Origin of the sequence: Guptibacillus hwajinpoensis (assembly GCF_005144865.1) — a bacterium.
In the GTDB taxonomy this organism is placed as follows: Bacteria; Bacillota; Bacilli; order Bacillales; family Guptibacillaceae; genus Guptibacillus; species Guptibacillus hwajinpoensis_A.
On the sequence record NZ_SWFM01000005.1, the window covers coordinates 85872 to 102164 of the forward strand.

The window sequence follows — 16293 nt, forward strand, 5'->3', positions numbered from 1 at the left end:
ATTTGATTGAAGAGGTTTGCAATGCTACTGATTGGAATAGTGATGGTACTTGCTGCATGTGGTGGTGATAGCGGAAGTGAAGAAAGTGATCCGATTGTTATTTCTGGAAAGCCATGGACGGAACAATACATCCTACCACACCTTCTCGCTGAATACATAAAGGCGAATAGTGATTATGAAGTTGAAGTAGATGCAGGAGTTGGTGAGGTAAATATTCTTCAACAAGCTCTTGTTGATGGGGATATCGATATGTATGTTGAGTATACTGGTACAGGTCTTGAAGCAGTCCTAAAGGAAAGTGCTGACTCATCAGAATCAGCAGATGAAATCTTTAAACGTGTGAAAAAGGGATATAAAGATGAATATAATCTTGTTTGGCTTGAACCACTTGGGTTTGAGAATGGATATACCCTTGCGTTAACTGAAGAAACAAATGAAGGTTTAAATGCTGAGACTTTCTCAGATCTTATTGCAAAGTCAGAGCAAATGGTTTTCGGTGCACCTCATGCATTTTATGAGCGTGAAGATGGATATGAAACGTTAGTAAACGCATATGGATTTAATTTCAAAGGCACTGAAAGTCTTGATCCAAACATTATGTACGATGCGCTTAATGAGGGGGAAGTAGATGTTATTCCAGCATTTACTACAGATGGACGTATTGCACGATTTAACCTTGTAACTACGAAAGATGATAAGCAGTTCTTCCCACCTTATTATGCAGCTCCAGTAGTTCGACAAGAAGTACTAGATTCACATCCCGACCTTGAGAAAGTTGTGAATGAATTTGCCGGAAACATTTCAGAAGAAGAAATGGCGGAAATGAATGCGAAAGTTGATATGGATGGCAAAGAGCCAGAAGATGTAGCAGTTGAATTTCTGAAGAATAAAGGCCTGATTGATTAAAGAAAAGGTGCTGACAAATTTGTCAGCACCTTTTTTGATGTTGTTATTCAGCTGGCTTTAAATCTTCAATAGAATCTGCTTCTACATAAGAAGGAACAACAAGGCCAGTCTTAGCACCTTCAAGGTTTGGTCCTAGTCGATCCATTGTGTCACCATATTCATCTAGAAGGTCAGCATGAGTAATTGGAAGCCATCCAGCTACCATAGCATCAGCATCACCTTCGGAAACAGCGATGAACATAGAAGCTGCATCAAGTTGGGTCAATTCTACATTGTATCCCATGCTCTTAAGTACTTGAGCAACAACATTCGTACTAGCAATTTCAGAATCCCATGCAACGTAAGCTAGAGAAATTTCTTCGCCATCTACTTCGTCTGCACCGTTTGTCCATTCTTCTACCATGTCAGTGTGTTCGTTTACCCAGTTTTTTGCTGCTTCTTCTGGCTTAGCACCTTCTTGAATTTCTACCATTACGGCACTCATATCTTCTGGTGTCCAGTTGAACTGATCTAGAATTGTATGAGCAGAAGACTGATCTTCTTTTAGCCCTTGACGTGCAAATGTTTCAATGTTTTCTTCTTCACCATATAGACCTTTAGGGTCTTCTAGGTATTTAAGGTCATATTTCGCAAACATCCAGTGTGGTGTCCAACCTGTTACAATAACTGGCTCTTCATCTTCAATCGCTTTACCCAGTTCTGCTGCCATCGCTGCAGAAGACGATTCAATAAGTTCCCAACCTTTTAGGCTATCGTATTCTTCAATTGCGGAAGTAGTTGCTTTCATAATACCAGCGCCTGGTTCGATCCCGACAATTTCGTAATCCACTTCTTCTCCAACACTAGATCCGCTTTCGCCTGATCCTTCGCTGCTATCACCGCTATTGTTTCCACCGCAAGCAGCCAGAATCAATGTGAGTGAAAGAAATAGTGCAAGTCCTGTTAAACCTTTTTTAAAGTTAAACATGTAATTCCCCCTTATTTTTTAGTGTTACCTATATTTTGAGAAATCCGGTCAAGCATGATTGCGAGAATAACAATAGCAAGACCAGCTTCAAAACCAATACCTACTTTAATTTGTGTTACAGCACGATAAACATCCGCTCCTAGACCAGGTGCACCTACTAGAGATGCAATAACAACCATCGAAAGTGAGAGCATAATGCTTTGGTTAATACCAGCCATAATCGTTGGAGTTGCTAGCGGAAGTTGTATTTTAATCAATTTCTGCTTAGTTGTTGATCCAAACGCGTTGGATGCTTCGATCAAATCTTCAGGTACTTGACGAATACCAAGGTTCGTTAAACGAATAGTAGGAGGCATCGCGAAGATTACCGATGCAATAATCCCTGGAACCATTCCAATTCCGAAGAACAGGATCGCTGGAATTAAGTAGACGAATGCTGGCATCGTCTGCATGAAATCCAGAATGGGTGTTACGATCCCTCTAAATCGATCACTTTGTGATGCCCAGATACCGAGTGGTACTCCGAGTATGATCGATATAATCACGGAGGTTAATACAAGTGCCAATGTATCAAGAGTAGGGTCCCAGTAGCCGAGATTATCGATTAACATGAGCCCGAGAAATGTGAAGATCGCAACAGGCCACCTGCTTGACCACCATGCAAGAATGGTGAAGATTGCAATGAGTACGATGGCTGGTGGGAAGGCCAAAATAGAAACGATTCCTTCTACGAACCAATCAATTCCGGTTGTAATACCATCAAAAAGCGGTTCAAGGTTATCAGTTAACATATCAACAATGCTATCAACCCAGTCAGCTAATGGGATTTTAGGAAATAACTGCATTTAATTCACCTCAGCTTTCGTTGATTCAGTTTCGTTGCCTGCAAGTGCTCCAATTACTGCACCTCGAACGATTATGCCTTTAAATTTATCGGCCTTATCAATTACGGGAAGAGGTAGCGAAGACTCTGCCATCTTCACAAACATATCGGTTAGTAAAGTATCAGGTGTAACGGTATGAAGGTCTGTAATTAAGATATCTGTAATTTCCTTTTTAGAGTCAATTGCTTTTGCTGCATCGTCTGCAGTAATTGCTCCTAGAAGTTTTTGTTTTTTATCTACAATATACAGACTGGAAAGTCCTTTATCTTTCATAAGCTGCAGTGCGACTCTCGGTCCGCGATCAGCTCTTAGCGTTTCTGCTCGTTTCATGACGTGAGAAGCTGTTAATACTTTTGATAAATCAACATCTTCAACAAAGCGTTCAACATAATCATTAGCAGGATTCGTCATGATTTCTTCTGGAGAACCAATCTGAACGATAGAGCCATCTTTCATTAAGGCGATTCGATCACCTATCCGAAGTGCTTCGTCTAGATCATGGGTAATGAACACAATTGTTTTCTCCATGGATTCTTGAAGTTCAAGTAGCTCATCCTGCATATCTTTACGGATAAGTGGATCGAGAGCACTGAAAGCTTCATCCATTAGAAGAACATCAGGATCATTTGCAAGGGCACGAGCAAGACCAACACGCTGCTGCATACCACCACTTAATTCTGAAGGGAAGCTATTCTCATAGCCTTTTAATCCAACAAGTTCAAGTGACTCCTGTGCTTTCTTAGCTCGGTTTTCTTTTCCGATATTTTGTACTTCAAGACCATATTCCGTATTCTCAAGCACAGTACGGTGTGGGAAAAGAGCGAAGCGCTGGAATACCATACTAAGCTTCTTACGTCTGACTTCGCGAAGCTGTTCAGGTTTCATCCTGACGATATCTTCATCATCAATGAGAACCTGACCTGAAGTTGGTTCAATTAATCGATTGAGCAATCGGACGAGTGTTGACTTCCCACTTCCCGAAAGACCCATGATGACAAAGATTTCACCGGGATAGACGTCAAAGCTAGCGCGATTAACACCAACAGTCATCCCTGTTTCTTTAAGTATTTCACTTTTTGATTTGCCCTGACCTAACAGTTTAACTGCTTGTTTGGGCGATTTGCCAAAAACTTTTGTTACATCTTTTACTGTAATTTTGGCTTTTTCCATTGTTTCACCTCTGCCTTTATTAATAAATTTCAACGGGTAATGTTACAAAAATCACTGAAATATGTCGAAATTTACGATAATCAGTCATTTACTAGTCATTTTTTACCGACCTATTAAGTATAGAGTTTGGGTCTATCATCCTACAAATGGCGTGAGTGCTCAAATTCAGGTAATTCTGTACATACAGAAAAAACTGTACAATCTAAACAGTAAAATGCTTAAGTATCTTCTAAAATGCTACTATATGCTAGTAGCTTTATAGGTAAACTTTACAATTACAACGGTTAACACTACACTATGGAATGACAAATGACAGAAAAAGTAGGTGTATACTTTGCAAGATGAAAGACTGGAGAATGCTCGCGAAAGAGTGATTGAATCGATCTCTAAAAACATGGACATATACAGCGTAACCCCTTCTGTAGGTAGGTTGTATGGTGCTATGTTCTTTGAGAAAGATCCAATGACACTAGACGAAATGAAAGACAAACTTCAAATGAGTAAGACAAGTATGTCGACTGGTGTTCGGACTTTAATCGACCTAAATATGATCGAGAAGGTATGGAGAAAAGGGGAACGTAAAGATTTCTACGAAGTGAAGTCAGACTGGTATCAAACATTTACTGACTTTTTCTGTATTCATTGGCGTAAAGGAATTGAGATGAATCGTGATGCATGTAAAGAATCAATCGCTGAATTAATAGGGGTAATGGAGGAAGATCTATCTGAAGAAAAAAGAGCAACTGCTCAGGAAGACCTGGATCGAGTGTCCTATGCATTAGGATATTATGAATGGTTGAATAAAGTGGTTGATTTGTTCGAATCTCGTAAAATCTTTGATGTAATTGATAACGTGGAATAGATTTATTTCTTATTAAAAGGCTCTTTTCTAGAATTGAAAGAGGTTTTGTGAAAAAACAACACTTAGCTGAAGCGAAAATCAACCGTTTCATCGCAACAATGTTTAAGAAAACAGCCGACTAAAAAAGCGTACAGGGTTTAAGCTGTACGCTTTTTTTATAGAATTTTACTTAAAAAGGCTTTCGTTCGCTCATTCTGAGGATTAAAAAATAGTTCTTCAGGTACGTTTTCTTCTACTATATAGCCACCATCCATGAAAATAACCCGATCACCTACTTCACGAGCAAATCCCATTTCGTGCGTTACCACAACCATGGTCATTCCCTCTTTTGCTAGCTGTTTCATAACTTCAAGCACCTCTCCAATCATTTCTGGATCGAGTGCAGAAGTAGGCTCATCAAAGAGCATAACACTAGGTTCCATTGCAAGTGCACGTGCAATAGCAACACGCTGCTTCTGACCTCCAGATAGCTCACCAGGATAACTTTCAGCCTTGTCCTTAAGACCAACCTTTTCAAGAAGATCAAGTGCTTTTTTGGTTAAAGTATCCTTGTTTTCTCCTTTTACTTTCAAAGGAGCTAGTGTAATGTTCTGAAGCACTGTTTTATGCGGAAAAAGATTAAAGTGTTGAAAGACCATCCCGACATCTTGTCTAACTTTGTTAATATTCGTTTTTGGATTTGCGATGTCGTGCCCATTCACTATGACACTTCCACCTGTTATCTCTTCCAATTTATTTAAACAGCGGAGAAAAGTACTTTTTCCTGACCCTGAAGGACCGACCACGCACACTACTTCTTTCTCCTTAACATCTGTATTAATGTTCTTCAATACTTCTAAGTCGCCAAATGATTTCTTTAGATCTTTAACTTGAATGATGCTCATGGTTGTAATGATCTCCCCTCCGAGAAAACTTCCTTGTTATTATAATGACTCGTCATTAGTAGAAGTAAAGGTTAATGTAGATGTACTATAGTATAACAAGTAATTTCGCATTTAAAAAAGATCCTGTCTTAATTAGCACTTCCTTTCACTTTATAAAGTTTTTATAAATAATTCATTCATCAAAGTTGATTAGAGGGGAAATCAACGTCTAATCTTATCGAAACAAAGTCTTAAAATCAGTCTTCTCTAAAATAGAAGGATTGAATGAATCCTTTCGAGGGAAGATAATTTTGTGTTAAAGAAATTAGTAGGAAATGTGATCGGTTTCCTTTTTCTTTTTGATCGAATATTGTATAATTACAAATGTACATTTGTTCATAAGTGATTTTACTAAATTTCATAATAAAAAAAGGAGTGTATACATATGACAACGACTCAAATGGATTCACTTGCTGTTAACACGATTCGTACGCTAGCAATCGATGCGGTAGAGAAAGCTAACTCTGGACACCCGGGTATGCCGATGGGGGCTGCACCTATGGCTTATACGCTATGGAGTCAGTTTATGAACCACAATCCTTCTAATCCCAACTGGTTTAACCGCGATCGTTTTGTTCTTTCTGCAGGACATGGTTCGGCACTTCTATACAGCATGCTACATTTGTTTGGCTATGATGTAACAATGGAGGATCTAAAATCATTCCGCCAATGGGGAAGCAATACGCCAGGACATCCTGAGTACGGTGAAACACCAGGAGTTGACGCAACGACTGGACCGCTTGGACAGGGCCTTGCAATGGCAACTGGAATGGCAATGGCTGAACGCCACCTTGCTGCAACTTATAACCGTGACAACTTTAATGTTGTTGATCACTACACATATAGCATTTGTGGTGATGGTGACCTAATGGAGGGCGTATCATCAGAATCAGCTTCTCTTGCAGCACACTTGAAGCTTGGACGTCTTATTGTGATGTATGACTCAAACGATATTTCTCTAGACGGTGATCTAGATCAGTCATTCTCGGAGAACGTGCAACAGCGTTATGAAGCTTATGGCTGGCAGGTTATTCGCGTTGAGGATGGCAATGATATGGCTGCTATCGCTGATGCACTTAAACAAGCGAAAAGCAACACAGAGCAACCAACATTAATTGAAGTGAAAACAACAATTGGTTTCGGTTCACCTAATAAAGGTGGCAAAAATACTTCTCATGGTGCTCCACTTGGTAAAGATGAAATCTCACTTGTTAAAGAGAACTACGAGTGGTCTTACGAAGAAGATTTCTATATCCCTGAAGAAGTAAAAGGTCAGTTTGCTGACTTTAAAGAAGCTGGAAGTAAGAAAGAGCAAGAATGGAATGAACTTTTCTCAAGCTACGAAGAGAAGTATCCTGAACTTGCAAAACAATTAACAGCTGCATTAAATAATGAGCTTCCTGAAGGTTGGGACAGCGAAATTCCTTCATATGAAAAAGGAACGAGCACTGCTTCTCGTGCCGCTTCTGGAGAAGTTCTTAATGCGATTGCAAAGAACAACAAACAAATCTTCGGTGGTTCAGCAGACCTTGCTTCTTCTAACAAAACAATGTTAAAAGATGAAAAAGATTTCTCACCTGCTGACTATAGTGGACGCAATATTTGGTTCGGTGTTCGTGAATTCGGAATGGCTGCAGCAATGAACGGTATCGCTCTTCATAAAGGTCTTCGTATCTTTGGAGCAACGTTCTTCGTATTCTCTGACTATCTTCGTCCTGCACTTCGACTATCTGCTTTAATGGGTACGCCAGTAACATACGTCTTTACTCATGATAGTGTCGCTGTAGGAGAAGATGGCCCAACTCATGAACCTGTTGAACAGCTTGCATCTCTTCGCGCAATGCCTGGTCTTTCAGTGATCCGTCCTGCGGATGGAAATGAAACCGCTGCTGCTTGGAAGCTTTCTGTTGAAGCAACGGATCACCCAACTGCACTTGTGCTTTCTCGTCAGAACCTGCCGGTTGTAACAGACTCACATGAGCAAGCGTACGAGGGTGTTAATCGTGGAGCTTATGTTGTAGCTGGTGGGGAAAATGCTGAAGCAATCCTACTTGCATCAGGATCTGAAGTAGGGCTTGCTGTTGAAGCACAAGAGCTTCTTGAAAAAGAAGGCATCTCAGCTTCTGTTGTCAGCATGCCAAGCTGGGATCGTTTTGAAAAACAATCAGCTGATTACAAAGAGAGCGTATTGCCAGAAGGCGTAACCGCTCGCCTTGGTATCGAAATGGGAGTATCATTTGGCTGGGATAAGTATGTTGGCCAAAAAGGTGATATCCTTGCGATTGATCGCTTTGGTGCATCAGCTCCTGGTGATACAGTTATTAAAGAATTTGGATTCACAGCTGAGAATGTTGTTAACAAAGTTAAAGCAATGCTATCAAGATAAAGAAGTGACTTTACTCTGTCATAAAAAAGCGGATTTTAATTCACTTTCTATGTTGAGGTGACACTTTTTAGTAAGGGGCTTTCAGAAGGCGTAAATAGTCTTTCTGAAAGCCTCTTTCTTAACATGTGAATGATACTAAATATTTTATATATAGGTGTTGCTATGGATAAAGATAAACTTGCAAAGGTAGTTGAAGCAGCTCGTTTGTACTACCAGTTAGACAATAGTCAACAAGAAATCGCGAAGAAACTTTCTGTTTCTAGACCAACCGTTTCTCGCTTACTAAAGCAGGCTAAAGCGGAAGGCATTGTGGAAATTACCATTCATGACCCTTCGCAGGATGTTTATAAGCTTGCTTCAGAGTTAGCAGATACCTTTGGGTTGTTTGATGCTAGGGTGGCGATTGTTCCTCAATTTGAAGATCATATTGTCAAAAAGCATATTGGCAAAGTAGCCGCGGATTATTTGAATTCGTTGTTACAGGATAATGATTTAATCGGTGTGTCATGGGGAACCACTTTAAACGAGGTTGGGAAAAACCTCCGCCACAAATTACTAAAAAATGTTTCGGTCGTACAATTGAATGGTGGTATAAGCTACTCCGAAACAAATACTTTTGCTTATGAAATCATTCAGATGCTCGGACGTGCGTTTCACGCAACTAGTCACTTTTTACCTGTTCCAGCTATAGTAGATCATTTGCTTGTAAAGCAAACATTGGAAGAAGATCGACATATACGAAAAGTATTAGACATGGGCAGAAATGCAAATATTGCTTTGTTTAGTGTAGGAATTCCTACAAATGATTCAGTTATCGTTCAAGCTGAGTATGTGTCAGAGCAGGAATTAGATACGATTCATTCTAAGTCAGTCGGTGAGATATGCTCTCGATTTTTTGATGAGAAAGGGAAGCTTATTCATAAGGATTTAAATGCCCGAACCATTGGAATTGATCTTGAAGAACTTTCAAGAAAAGAGAAATCTATTCTGGCTGCAGGTGGACCAAAGAAGATTGAAGCAGTTTACGGAGCCTTACAGGGCGGCTATGCCAATATTCTTGTAACAGACCAATATACGGCTAGAGCCCTTTTAGAAAAGAAGAAACAGGAGAGTGAAATAGTATGAAAGTAACAGTGCTTGGTCCATGGGGAGGTTATCCTAAAGCAGGTGAAGCAAGTGCTGGGTACCTTGTACAGCATAACGGATACAACTTGTTGATTGACTGTGGAAGCGGTGTGTTATCACAGCTTCAGCATTACCTTTCTGTAGAAGAACTCAACAGCGTAGTAATTAGTCACTATCATCCTGATCACATTGCAGATACGGGAGTACTGTATCATGGAAGGCTCATTCAATCGAAAATAGGATCTGAGCTTCCAGTTCTCCCTATTTATGCACATCCTTATGATGAAGCAGGATTTCAAAGTTTGAATCATAAGCCTTATACTGAGGCGAGACCATATAAGGAAGAAGACAAACTTGAATTAGGTCCATTTACAATCACTTTTCTTGAAACAAATCATCCAGTAAAGTGTTATGCCATGCGCATAACAGATGGACACCATTCCATGGTATTTACGGCTGATTCTAGTTATAAAAAAGAGTTTGAATCTTTCTCAGACGGAGCTGATTTACTTATCTCCGAATGTAACCTATACAGTCATATGGATGGAGCTGCTATGGGGCATATGAATAGTACTGATGCAGCAAACATTGCAAAAGAAGCGAACGTCTCAACATTGATGTTGACTCATCTTCCACACTTCGGGGATCTTGCGGAGTTAGAACAAGATGCGAAAAATCATTTTAAAGGTGAAGTAATCTTAGCTTCAACTGGGCTTGTTTGGGATTCGGAAAAGTAAGAGTGATTAAGGCCAGAAGGAATTTTCCTTCTGGCCTTTTGAAATTGCTACGCTTTTCATAGATTCAATTTCAGATCTTGTCTGGGCTAACGGGCCACTTCCGCTTTTCGAGATCTAGCTGCGACTCGCAGAAACTACGATATTTCACTCTTTCACCGGAACACAAAGAACGTGTTCCAGTTCAAGAGCTCCAATATCTTCGTTTCTAAACGCTCGCCTTCGCTTTTCGTTATTCCCCTAAAGTTGAGTCCAGTTTCCCGTTCATGTCCATTAGGAATCCGATTTCGCGTCCTAGTAGTCTGGCTAGTTCTTTTGATTTTTTTTCGCCTTCGGACTTGATTTGATCGAGTGTAAGGCTTGAGTTAAGGTTTGATGCCCCTACGATTACGGGGATGTCACCTTTTTCGTAATATACGATTTTCATAATGCTCCTCCTCAAAGTACGTTTGCTTACAATATTCGTAAAGAGGAGCGGAAGAAAGGGTAGGGGGTTTTCATTTTTTAATACTATTGTCCGAGGGTCATAAGTATCAGGTTTTGATTCCGTCACGACAATTCATTAGAATAGAAGAAGAACATACAGGAGGTAACGTTATGCTTTATATTGATAATGAGAACATTATGGACGCTGGCATCAATCTAGCTATTGAGGAATATATCCTGAAGGAGCTTGATCCTGAGGAAACCTATCTTTTGTTTTACTCAATGAATCCGACAGTTATTGTGGGGAAAAACCAGAATACTATTGAACAAATTGATACGAGTTATATTCGTGAGAATGATGTAGATGTAATTCGTCGCCTGTCAGGTGGTGGAGCAGTTTATAATGATCAAGGTAACTTGAGCTTTAGTATTATTACGAAGGACGACGGGAATAGCTTTCATAACTATAAAAAATTTACTGATCCAGTGGTGAAAGCGCTAGGGAAGTTGGGCGTTGATGCGGAGCTAAGCGGACGAAATGATCTTCTTGTTAACGGTAAGAAAATTTCAGGTAACGCTCAATTCTCTACAAAAGGAAGAATGTATAGCCACGGGACATTGATGTTTAATGTGAATCTTGAAAATGTCGTGAAAGCTCTTAAGGTCAATAAAGAAAAGATTGAGTCCAAAGGGATTAAATCAATTCGTAGTCGAGTGACAAATATTAGTGAACACATGGATCAGGAGATGACACGAGAAGAGTTTAAAGCAACTCTTCTACAGTATATCTTTGAAGGGGAGGAAGAAATTCCTTCTTACACACTAAAAGAAGAGGACTGGACTGCTATCCACAAGATTGCAGAGGAACGTTATAAGAACTGGGATTGGAATTATGGCCGTTCGCCTAAATTTAACATCCAGCATTCAAAACGCTTTCCAATTGGATCCATTGATGCTCGTCTTGAAGTTAAAAAGGGCTATATTGAACAAGCCACTATTTTTGGTGACTTCTTTGGAGTGGGCGATGTGAAAGAAGTAGAAGAACGTTTACAGGGCGTACGATATGAGCCAGGTTCCTTAGAGGATGCGCTCAATGACGTAGATGTTTCTCATTATTTCGGAAAAATAACGAAAGAAGAATTTATAGATCTTCTTTATTAGGGAGTAGGAGCTGGATATCCAGCTCCTTTTCTTATTTTTAACCCTTTAGATGGTAGTATTTAGTTATTTAATTCATGAACTTTCCTCTGTTCCCCTTGCTAGACGAATTTTCTTCCAATATAATATATTTAGAAAATTAAAAATGAATGACCACTCATTCATACAGGAGGAGAGCGAATGAATTTATCTGAGCAGTTAAGACAGACGGCAGTCACTTATCCGGATAAACTTGCCTACATTTTTGACCATCAAGCTGTTACATATGAGAACCTCGATCACAAGGTGTCAACGTTTGCGGCAAATCTTTCTTCAGAAGGAATTCAAAAAGGGGATCATGTAGCCCTTATTCTTGGTAATTCACCAGAATTCCTAATTGGTTATTATGGTGCGTTACGAGCCGGAGCTGTCGTGATACCTATTAATCCGATCTACACACCAGATGAAATAGGGTATTTGCTTCATAATGGAGATGTTAAAGCCATTGTAACCCTTGAGCAAGCATTGCCTCTAGTTGAGAAGATGAGCCATCAGCTTCCAGACATTTCGTTAGTAGCTTACACTGGAACTGGAGTAGAAGAAAAGACTATTTCAAACACTAAATTGAAACCGTTTACAAGATTGGTTGAAGAATCTGGCCATCCCGTTCCTAACGTTTCAATTGAAGACGATGACCTTGCTGTTATTCTTTACACATCTGGTACAACAGGTCAACCAAAGGGTGCAATGCTTTCTCACCTCAACTTATTTAGCAATGCTTCAGATACAGGAGCTTATCTCCAAATTTCTTCAGAAGATGTTGTCATAACCGCATTACCAATGTTCCACGTGTTTTGCATGACGGTCTCAATGAATGCACCACTCATATCAGGTGGCACAATTCTCATTCTTCCTAAGTTTAGTCCTCAAGAGGTTTTCCGTGTTTCAGAGAAATACAAGGCTACTATTTTCGCAGGCGTTCCAACCATGTACAATTTCCTATACCAATACCCCGAAGGTCGAGCAGAGTATTTTCAACATATACGTTTATGTATCTCTGGTGGTTCCTCTATGCCAGTTGCTCTTCTCCATCGTTTTGAGGAGAAATTTAATGTGCGTATTTCTGAAGGATATGGTCTCTCGGAAGCCGCACCTGTTACAACCTTTAATCCCCTTGATCGTCCACGTAAGGCAGGATCGATCGGCATGAATATTACAAATGTATCTAATAAAGTAGTTGATGAACTCGGGCAGGAACTTCCTGTAGGAACGGTAGGAGAACTTGCGGTGAAAGGTCCAAATGTCATGAAAGGGTATTATAAAATGCCTGAAGATACTGCGGTTACAATTAAAGAAGGTTGGCTCTTTACTGGTGATTTGGCGAAAATGGATGAAGAAGGTTACTTCTATATTGTGGATCGGAAAAAAGACATGGTCATAGTTGGAGGGTATAACGTCTATCCGCGTGAAGTGGAAGAAGTTCTATACCAGCACCCTGCTATCGTAGAAGCGGCGGTTGTTGGTGTGCCTGACCCTAATTTTGGGGAAGCGGTACAAGCTTTTGTTGTTTTAAAAGAATCTGTCACAGAAGATGAGGTTTTGAAGCACTGTAGCGAGCATCTTGCGAAGTATAAGTGCCCTACGATTGTGGAGTTTATTGAAGAGTTACCGAAGAATACAACTGGTAAAATTCTAAGAAAAGCACTTCGTAAGCAAATTAATGTCTGAAGAAAAAGCTGATCCGGATAGGATCAGCTTTTTCTATAGGAGGTAAATGTCAGAAAACATTTGATATTTATATAACAATAAAATATAATGACGTTAAATAAACGTTATATAGGAGGTGCGTAAAATGACAGTTGCTTCAGAACATCAGTTGGAACGGTTCATGAATCGAATTGATAGTGGTGAAAAGATTGAAGCTAATGATTGGATGCCAGATGATTACCGTGAAGCCTTGATCCGCTTGATTTCAATGCATGGCATTAGTGAAATTATGGGAGCTTTACCTGAGAAAGAATGGGTTCCAAAGGCACCAACCCTTCATCGAAAGCTTGCTATTATGGCAAAAGTGCAGGATGAAATGGGACACGGACAGCTGCTTCTTCGTGTAGCTGAAGACTTAATGGAGCCTCTTGGCAAGAACCGTGATGACATTATGCAGGACTTATTTTCCGGAAAGCTTAAATTTCATAATGTTTTTCATATGGAGGCACCGACATGGGGAGATGCAGGCATTATTGCCTGGTTAGTGGATGGTGCAGCGATTATTTCACAGACGATGATGCTTGGAACTTCGTATGGGCCATATGGCCGCGCCTTGAAGCGCATATGCGCTGAAGAAGTGTTTCACGCTCAGCATGGTGAAAGTATTATCATGGCACTTGCTGAGGGAACGAAGGAACAGAGAGAGTTATTACAAGATTCAATAAATAGATGGTGGCCCTCACTATTGATGTTCTTTGGACCTAAATCAAAAGCGGAAACCGGTCATACAAATCAAGATAAAAATATGCGCTACAAGCTCCGTACGAAAACAAATGAACAGCTGCGACAGGAATTTCTGACAAAGTACGTTCCACGAATTTGGGCATTAGGGTTAACGATACCTGATGAATCGCTCCGCTTCGATGAAGCCGATGGTGAATGGAAATATGCTCAACCAGATTGGAATGAATTTAAGCGGATTGTAACCGGTCATGGTCCTAAATCACAGGAACGATTATCGCTTAGAGTACGTTCATATGAAATGAATAACTGGGTAAGAGAAGCACTAGGGAAGAGCGCGCTGGCGAGTGAGGTGGGAAGCTATGAGTGAGGAGCGAAATGGATTTTATCAAGTTTTTGAAGTGTTTAGTAAAAAAACAGACACTTCATCGTTACAACATCAGTTTAGCCTCCTTGCTCCAAACCGAGATCTTGCGTTTATTATGGCAAAAGAAAATTTCTTTAGGCGAGAGCAGGTAGCTGACATTTGGGTGGTAAAACGCGATGATATTAAGCGCATGTCTCAGAGTGAGCGCGAAGCAATGAAGCATCTAAATAAAGATTATCGTGAAACAAAAGGATACGGGTATTTAAAGAAGAAATGGCGTCAGTATGAACAGGAGCAGCTTACTGAAAAAGATATTATGGGGGGAGGGGATACGTAATGGATTCAGGTGAGTATCGCAATTGTTTAATAGAATTATTGTATCAGCTTGCAGACGATGATTTCATCTTGGCTTATCGTGGATCTGAATGGATAGGTCTTGCTCCACATATCGAAGAAGATGTTGCTTTTTCATCCATTAGTCAGGATTTAATGGGGCATGCTACGCTTTATTATTCTTTGTTGGAAGAGCTTGGTGAAGGGCAGGCTGATTCACTCACACACAATCGCCCTCCTGAAAAATTTCATAACGCCATTATTCTAGAACTGCCAAATGGAACAGGAACTTATCTAGAGAATCCCGACTACGACTGGGGATTCACTGTCGTCCGGAATTACTTTTATACTCTTGCTAAGAAAATTCGACTCGATTCAATTAAAACAGAGTCATATGAGCCTCTTCAACAAATTGCAAAGAAAATTTCAGTGGAAATGAGCTACCATCTGATGCACTGGGAAACATGGTTTAACCAGTTAATGAACAGTACTCCTGAAGCACGAAGTCGAATGGAGAAAGCTATTAAACTCGTACTAGAAAATTTTGATGGGATTTTCTCATATGGCGAACTAGGAGATCAGATTGTTAAACTATCTCTTATCGAAAGTGAAGCAACACTCAAACAACGCTGGATAACAGAATTGCAGAAGAAAGAACAAATCGATTTATCAATGACGATGAATAAAGGAAATGGCCGTAATGGTATTCACACCAAGCATCTGACAACATCGTTAGCCACTCTTTCTGAAGTCTATCAATCCATTCCGGCAGCAGAATGGTAAATGAAAGGGTGGTTGTTATGACACTTGAGGAACAAGTAATGGAGGCTCTTCAAACAGTGAAAGATCCTGAAATCCCTTCAGTCAGCGTAGTGGAACTGGGGATAGTCTATGCTGTTCGGATAATCGATCGTCATGTAGAAATTGATGCAATGCCGACGTTCTCTGGTTGTCCTGCTCTAGATATCATTAAAAGGGATATGACGCTCGCTGTAGAAGATATTCATGATGTGAAATCTGTTACCGTAACATTTATTCGCGATCCCATTTGGACGACAGATCGTGTCTCTGAGAAAGGGAGGAGCGAATTGAAGGAGTTTGGGATAGCACCACCTGAGAATCATCAAGGTGATGAGTGGCGAGTTCCATGTCCTTACTGTGGATCTGTTTATACAACGCTGGATAATATTTTTGGTCCGGCTGCTTGTAGAAGTATTTTGTATTGCAAGTCTTGTAAAAACCCATTTGAGGCAATGAAGCCTGTATCGATTTAACTAATTTGAGAAAGGTTGATGAAGAATGGTAAAAGTGATTGCATTGTATAAACAGCCGGAGAACGCACAGAAATTTGATGAGCATTACTTTAATACGCATGCTCCAATTACATCGAAAATTCCAGGACTGAAGAAAATGGAAGTTACAAAAATTGTAGGATCACCAATGGGGAAAAGCGACTATTATTTAATGTGCGAAATGTTCTATGAAGATCATGAATCGATGAAGGCGGGGATGAAGTCTCAGGAAGGTAAAGCATCAGGCAAAGATTTAATGAGCTTTGCAGGCGATCTCGTCACGTTAATGATTGGAGAAGAAGTTAGCGAAACAGTTAATACAAAGTAATGAGG

General features: G+C 40.1%; 17 protein-coding genes. 12 read left to right on the forward strand and 5 right to left on the reverse strand.

The window, feature by feature from the left end:
• Positions 1-6: 6 nt before the first annotated feature.
• Positions 7-906 (forward strand): glycine betaine ABC transporter substrate-binding protein, encoded by a 900-nt coding sequence (locus tag FBF83_RS16060; protein ID WP_136948163.1) that lies wholly within the window; start codon positions 7-9, stop codon positions 904-906.
• A 43-nt stretch (positions 907-949) separates the two neighbouring features.
• On the opposite strand, the gene FBF83_RS16065 is transcribed toward FBF83_RS16060, so the two are convergent.
• The 3 genes from FBF83_RS16065 to FBF83_RS16075 are packed head-to-tail and all read right to left on the reverse strand — an operon-like array spanning position 950 to position 3927.
• On the reverse strand, positions 950-1873 hold the full coding sequence (locus tag FBF83_RS16065; protein ID WP_136948164.1) for a glycine betaine ABC transporter substrate-binding protein: 924 nt from the start codon (positions 1871-1873) through the stop codon (positions 950-952).
• A gap of 11 nt (positions 1874-1884) precedes the next feature.
• Positions 1885-2718, reverse strand: coding sequence for an ABC transporter permease (locus FBF83_RS16070; protein WP_136948165.1), 834 nt, complete (start codon positions 2716-2718; stop codon positions 1885-1887).
• A complete protein-coding gene (locus FBF83_RS16075) occupies positions 2719-3927 on the reverse strand; it encodes a quaternary amine ABC transporter ATP-binding protein (protein WP_136948166.1) in 1209 nt (402 codons plus the stop codon). It lies immediately after the preceding gene.
• Between the two features lie 334 nt (positions 3928-4261).
• Between FBF83_RS16075 and FBF83_RS16080 the strand changes: the two genes are divergently transcribed.
• The gene (locus tag FBF83_RS16080) at positions 4262-4789 is read left to right on the forward strand and encodes a GbsR/MarR family transcriptional regulator (RefSeq protein WP_169525551.1); all 528 of its coding nucleotides are present in this window, start codon (positions 4262-4264) and stop codon (positions 4787-4789) included.
• A gap of 155 nt (positions 4790-4944) precedes the next feature.
• On the opposite strand, the gene FBF83_RS16085 is transcribed toward FBF83_RS16080, so the two are convergent.
• Positions 4945-5673, reverse strand: a complete 729-nt coding sequence (locus tag FBF83_RS16085) for an amino acid ABC transporter ATP-binding protein (protein ID WP_136948168.1) — start codon at positions 5671-5673, stop codon at positions 4945-4947.
• A 424-nt stretch (positions 5674-6097) separates the two neighbouring features.
• Here FBF83_RS16085 and tkt point away from each other — a divergent pair, with 424 nt between their 5' ends.
• From tkt to FBF83_RS16100, 3 genes are all read left to right on the forward strand, one after another.
• On the forward strand, positions 6098-8098 hold the full coding sequence (gene tkt / locus FBF83_RS16090; RefSeq protein WP_136948169.1) for a transketolase: 2001 nt from the start codon (positions 6098-6100) through the stop codon (positions 8096-8098).
• 162 nt (positions 8099-8260) lie between these two features.
• Positions 8261-9223 carry a sugar-binding transcriptional regulator gene (locus FBF83_RS16095; protein ID WP_136948170.1) on the forward strand — a complete coding sequence of 321 codons (963 nt, stop codon included), beginning with the start codon at positions 8261-8263 and terminating at the stop codon, positions 9221-9223.
• Complete coding sequence (locus FBF83_RS16100) at positions 9220-9960, forward strand: MBL fold metallo-hydrolase (RefSeq protein WP_136948171.1); 741 nt, start codon at positions 9220-9222, stop codon at positions 9958-9960. Before FBF83_RS16095 ends, FBF83_RS16100 begins: the two co-directional genes overlap by 4 nt.
• Before the next feature lie 229 nt (positions 9961-10189).
• Here FBF83_RS16100 and FBF83_RS16105 read toward each other — a convergent pair whose 3' ends face one another.
• Positions 10190-10384 (reverse strand): hypothetical protein, encoded by a 195-nt coding sequence (locus tag FBF83_RS16105; RefSeq protein ID WP_136948172.1) that lies wholly within the window; start codon positions 10382-10384, stop codon positions 10190-10192.
• Between the two features lie 170 nt (positions 10385-10554).
• On the opposite strand from FBF83_RS16105, the gene FBF83_RS16110 reads away from it, so the two are divergent.
• From FBF83_RS16110 to FBF83_RS16140, 7 genes are all read left to right on the forward strand, one after another.
• Positions 10555-11544, forward strand: coding sequence for a lipoate--protein ligase (locus FBF83_RS16110; RefSeq protein WP_136948173.1), 990 nt, complete (start codon positions 10555-10557; stop codon positions 11542-11544).
• Positions 11545-11721: 177 nt separating this feature from the next.
• Positions 11722-13248 (forward strand): fatty acid--CoA ligase family protein, encoded by a 1527-nt coding sequence (locus FBF83_RS16115; RefSeq protein ID WP_136948174.1) that lies wholly within the window; start codon positions 11722-11724, stop codon positions 13246-13248.
• A 124-nt stretch (positions 13249-13372) separates the two neighbouring features.
• Positions 13373-14338 (forward strand): 1,2-phenylacetyl-CoA epoxidase subunit PaaA, encoded by a 966-nt coding sequence (paaA, locus tag FBF83_RS16120; protein ID WP_136948175.1) that lies wholly within the window; start codon positions 13373-13375, stop codon positions 14336-14338.
• Entirely contained in the window at positions 14331-14672 is a 342-nt protein-coding gene (gene paaB / locus FBF83_RS16125; protein WP_136948176.1) for a 1,2-phenylacetyl-CoA epoxidase subunit PaaB, read from the forward strand. Before paaA ends, paaB begins: the two co-directional genes overlap by 8 nt.
• Positions 14672-15451, forward strand: coding sequence for a 1,2-phenylacetyl-CoA epoxidase subunit PaaC (gene paaC, locus FBF83_RS16130; RefSeq protein WP_136948177.1), 780 nt, complete (start codon positions 14672-14674; stop codon positions 15449-15451). Before paaB ends, paaC begins: the two co-directional genes overlap by 1 nt.
• Before the next feature lie 17 nt (positions 15452-15468).
• On the forward strand, positions 15469-15942 hold the full coding sequence (gene paaD, locus FBF83_RS16135; protein ID WP_136948178.1) for a 1,2-phenylacetyl-CoA epoxidase subunit PaaD: 474 nt from the start codon (positions 15469-15471) through the stop codon (positions 15940-15942).
• 25 nt (positions 15943-15967) lie between these two features.
• On the forward strand, positions 15968-16288 hold the full coding sequence (locus tag FBF83_RS16140; protein ID WP_048313168.1) for an EthD family reductase: 321 nt from the start codon (positions 15968-15970) through the stop codon (positions 16286-16288).
• Positions 16289-16293 lie beyond the last annotated feature (5 nt).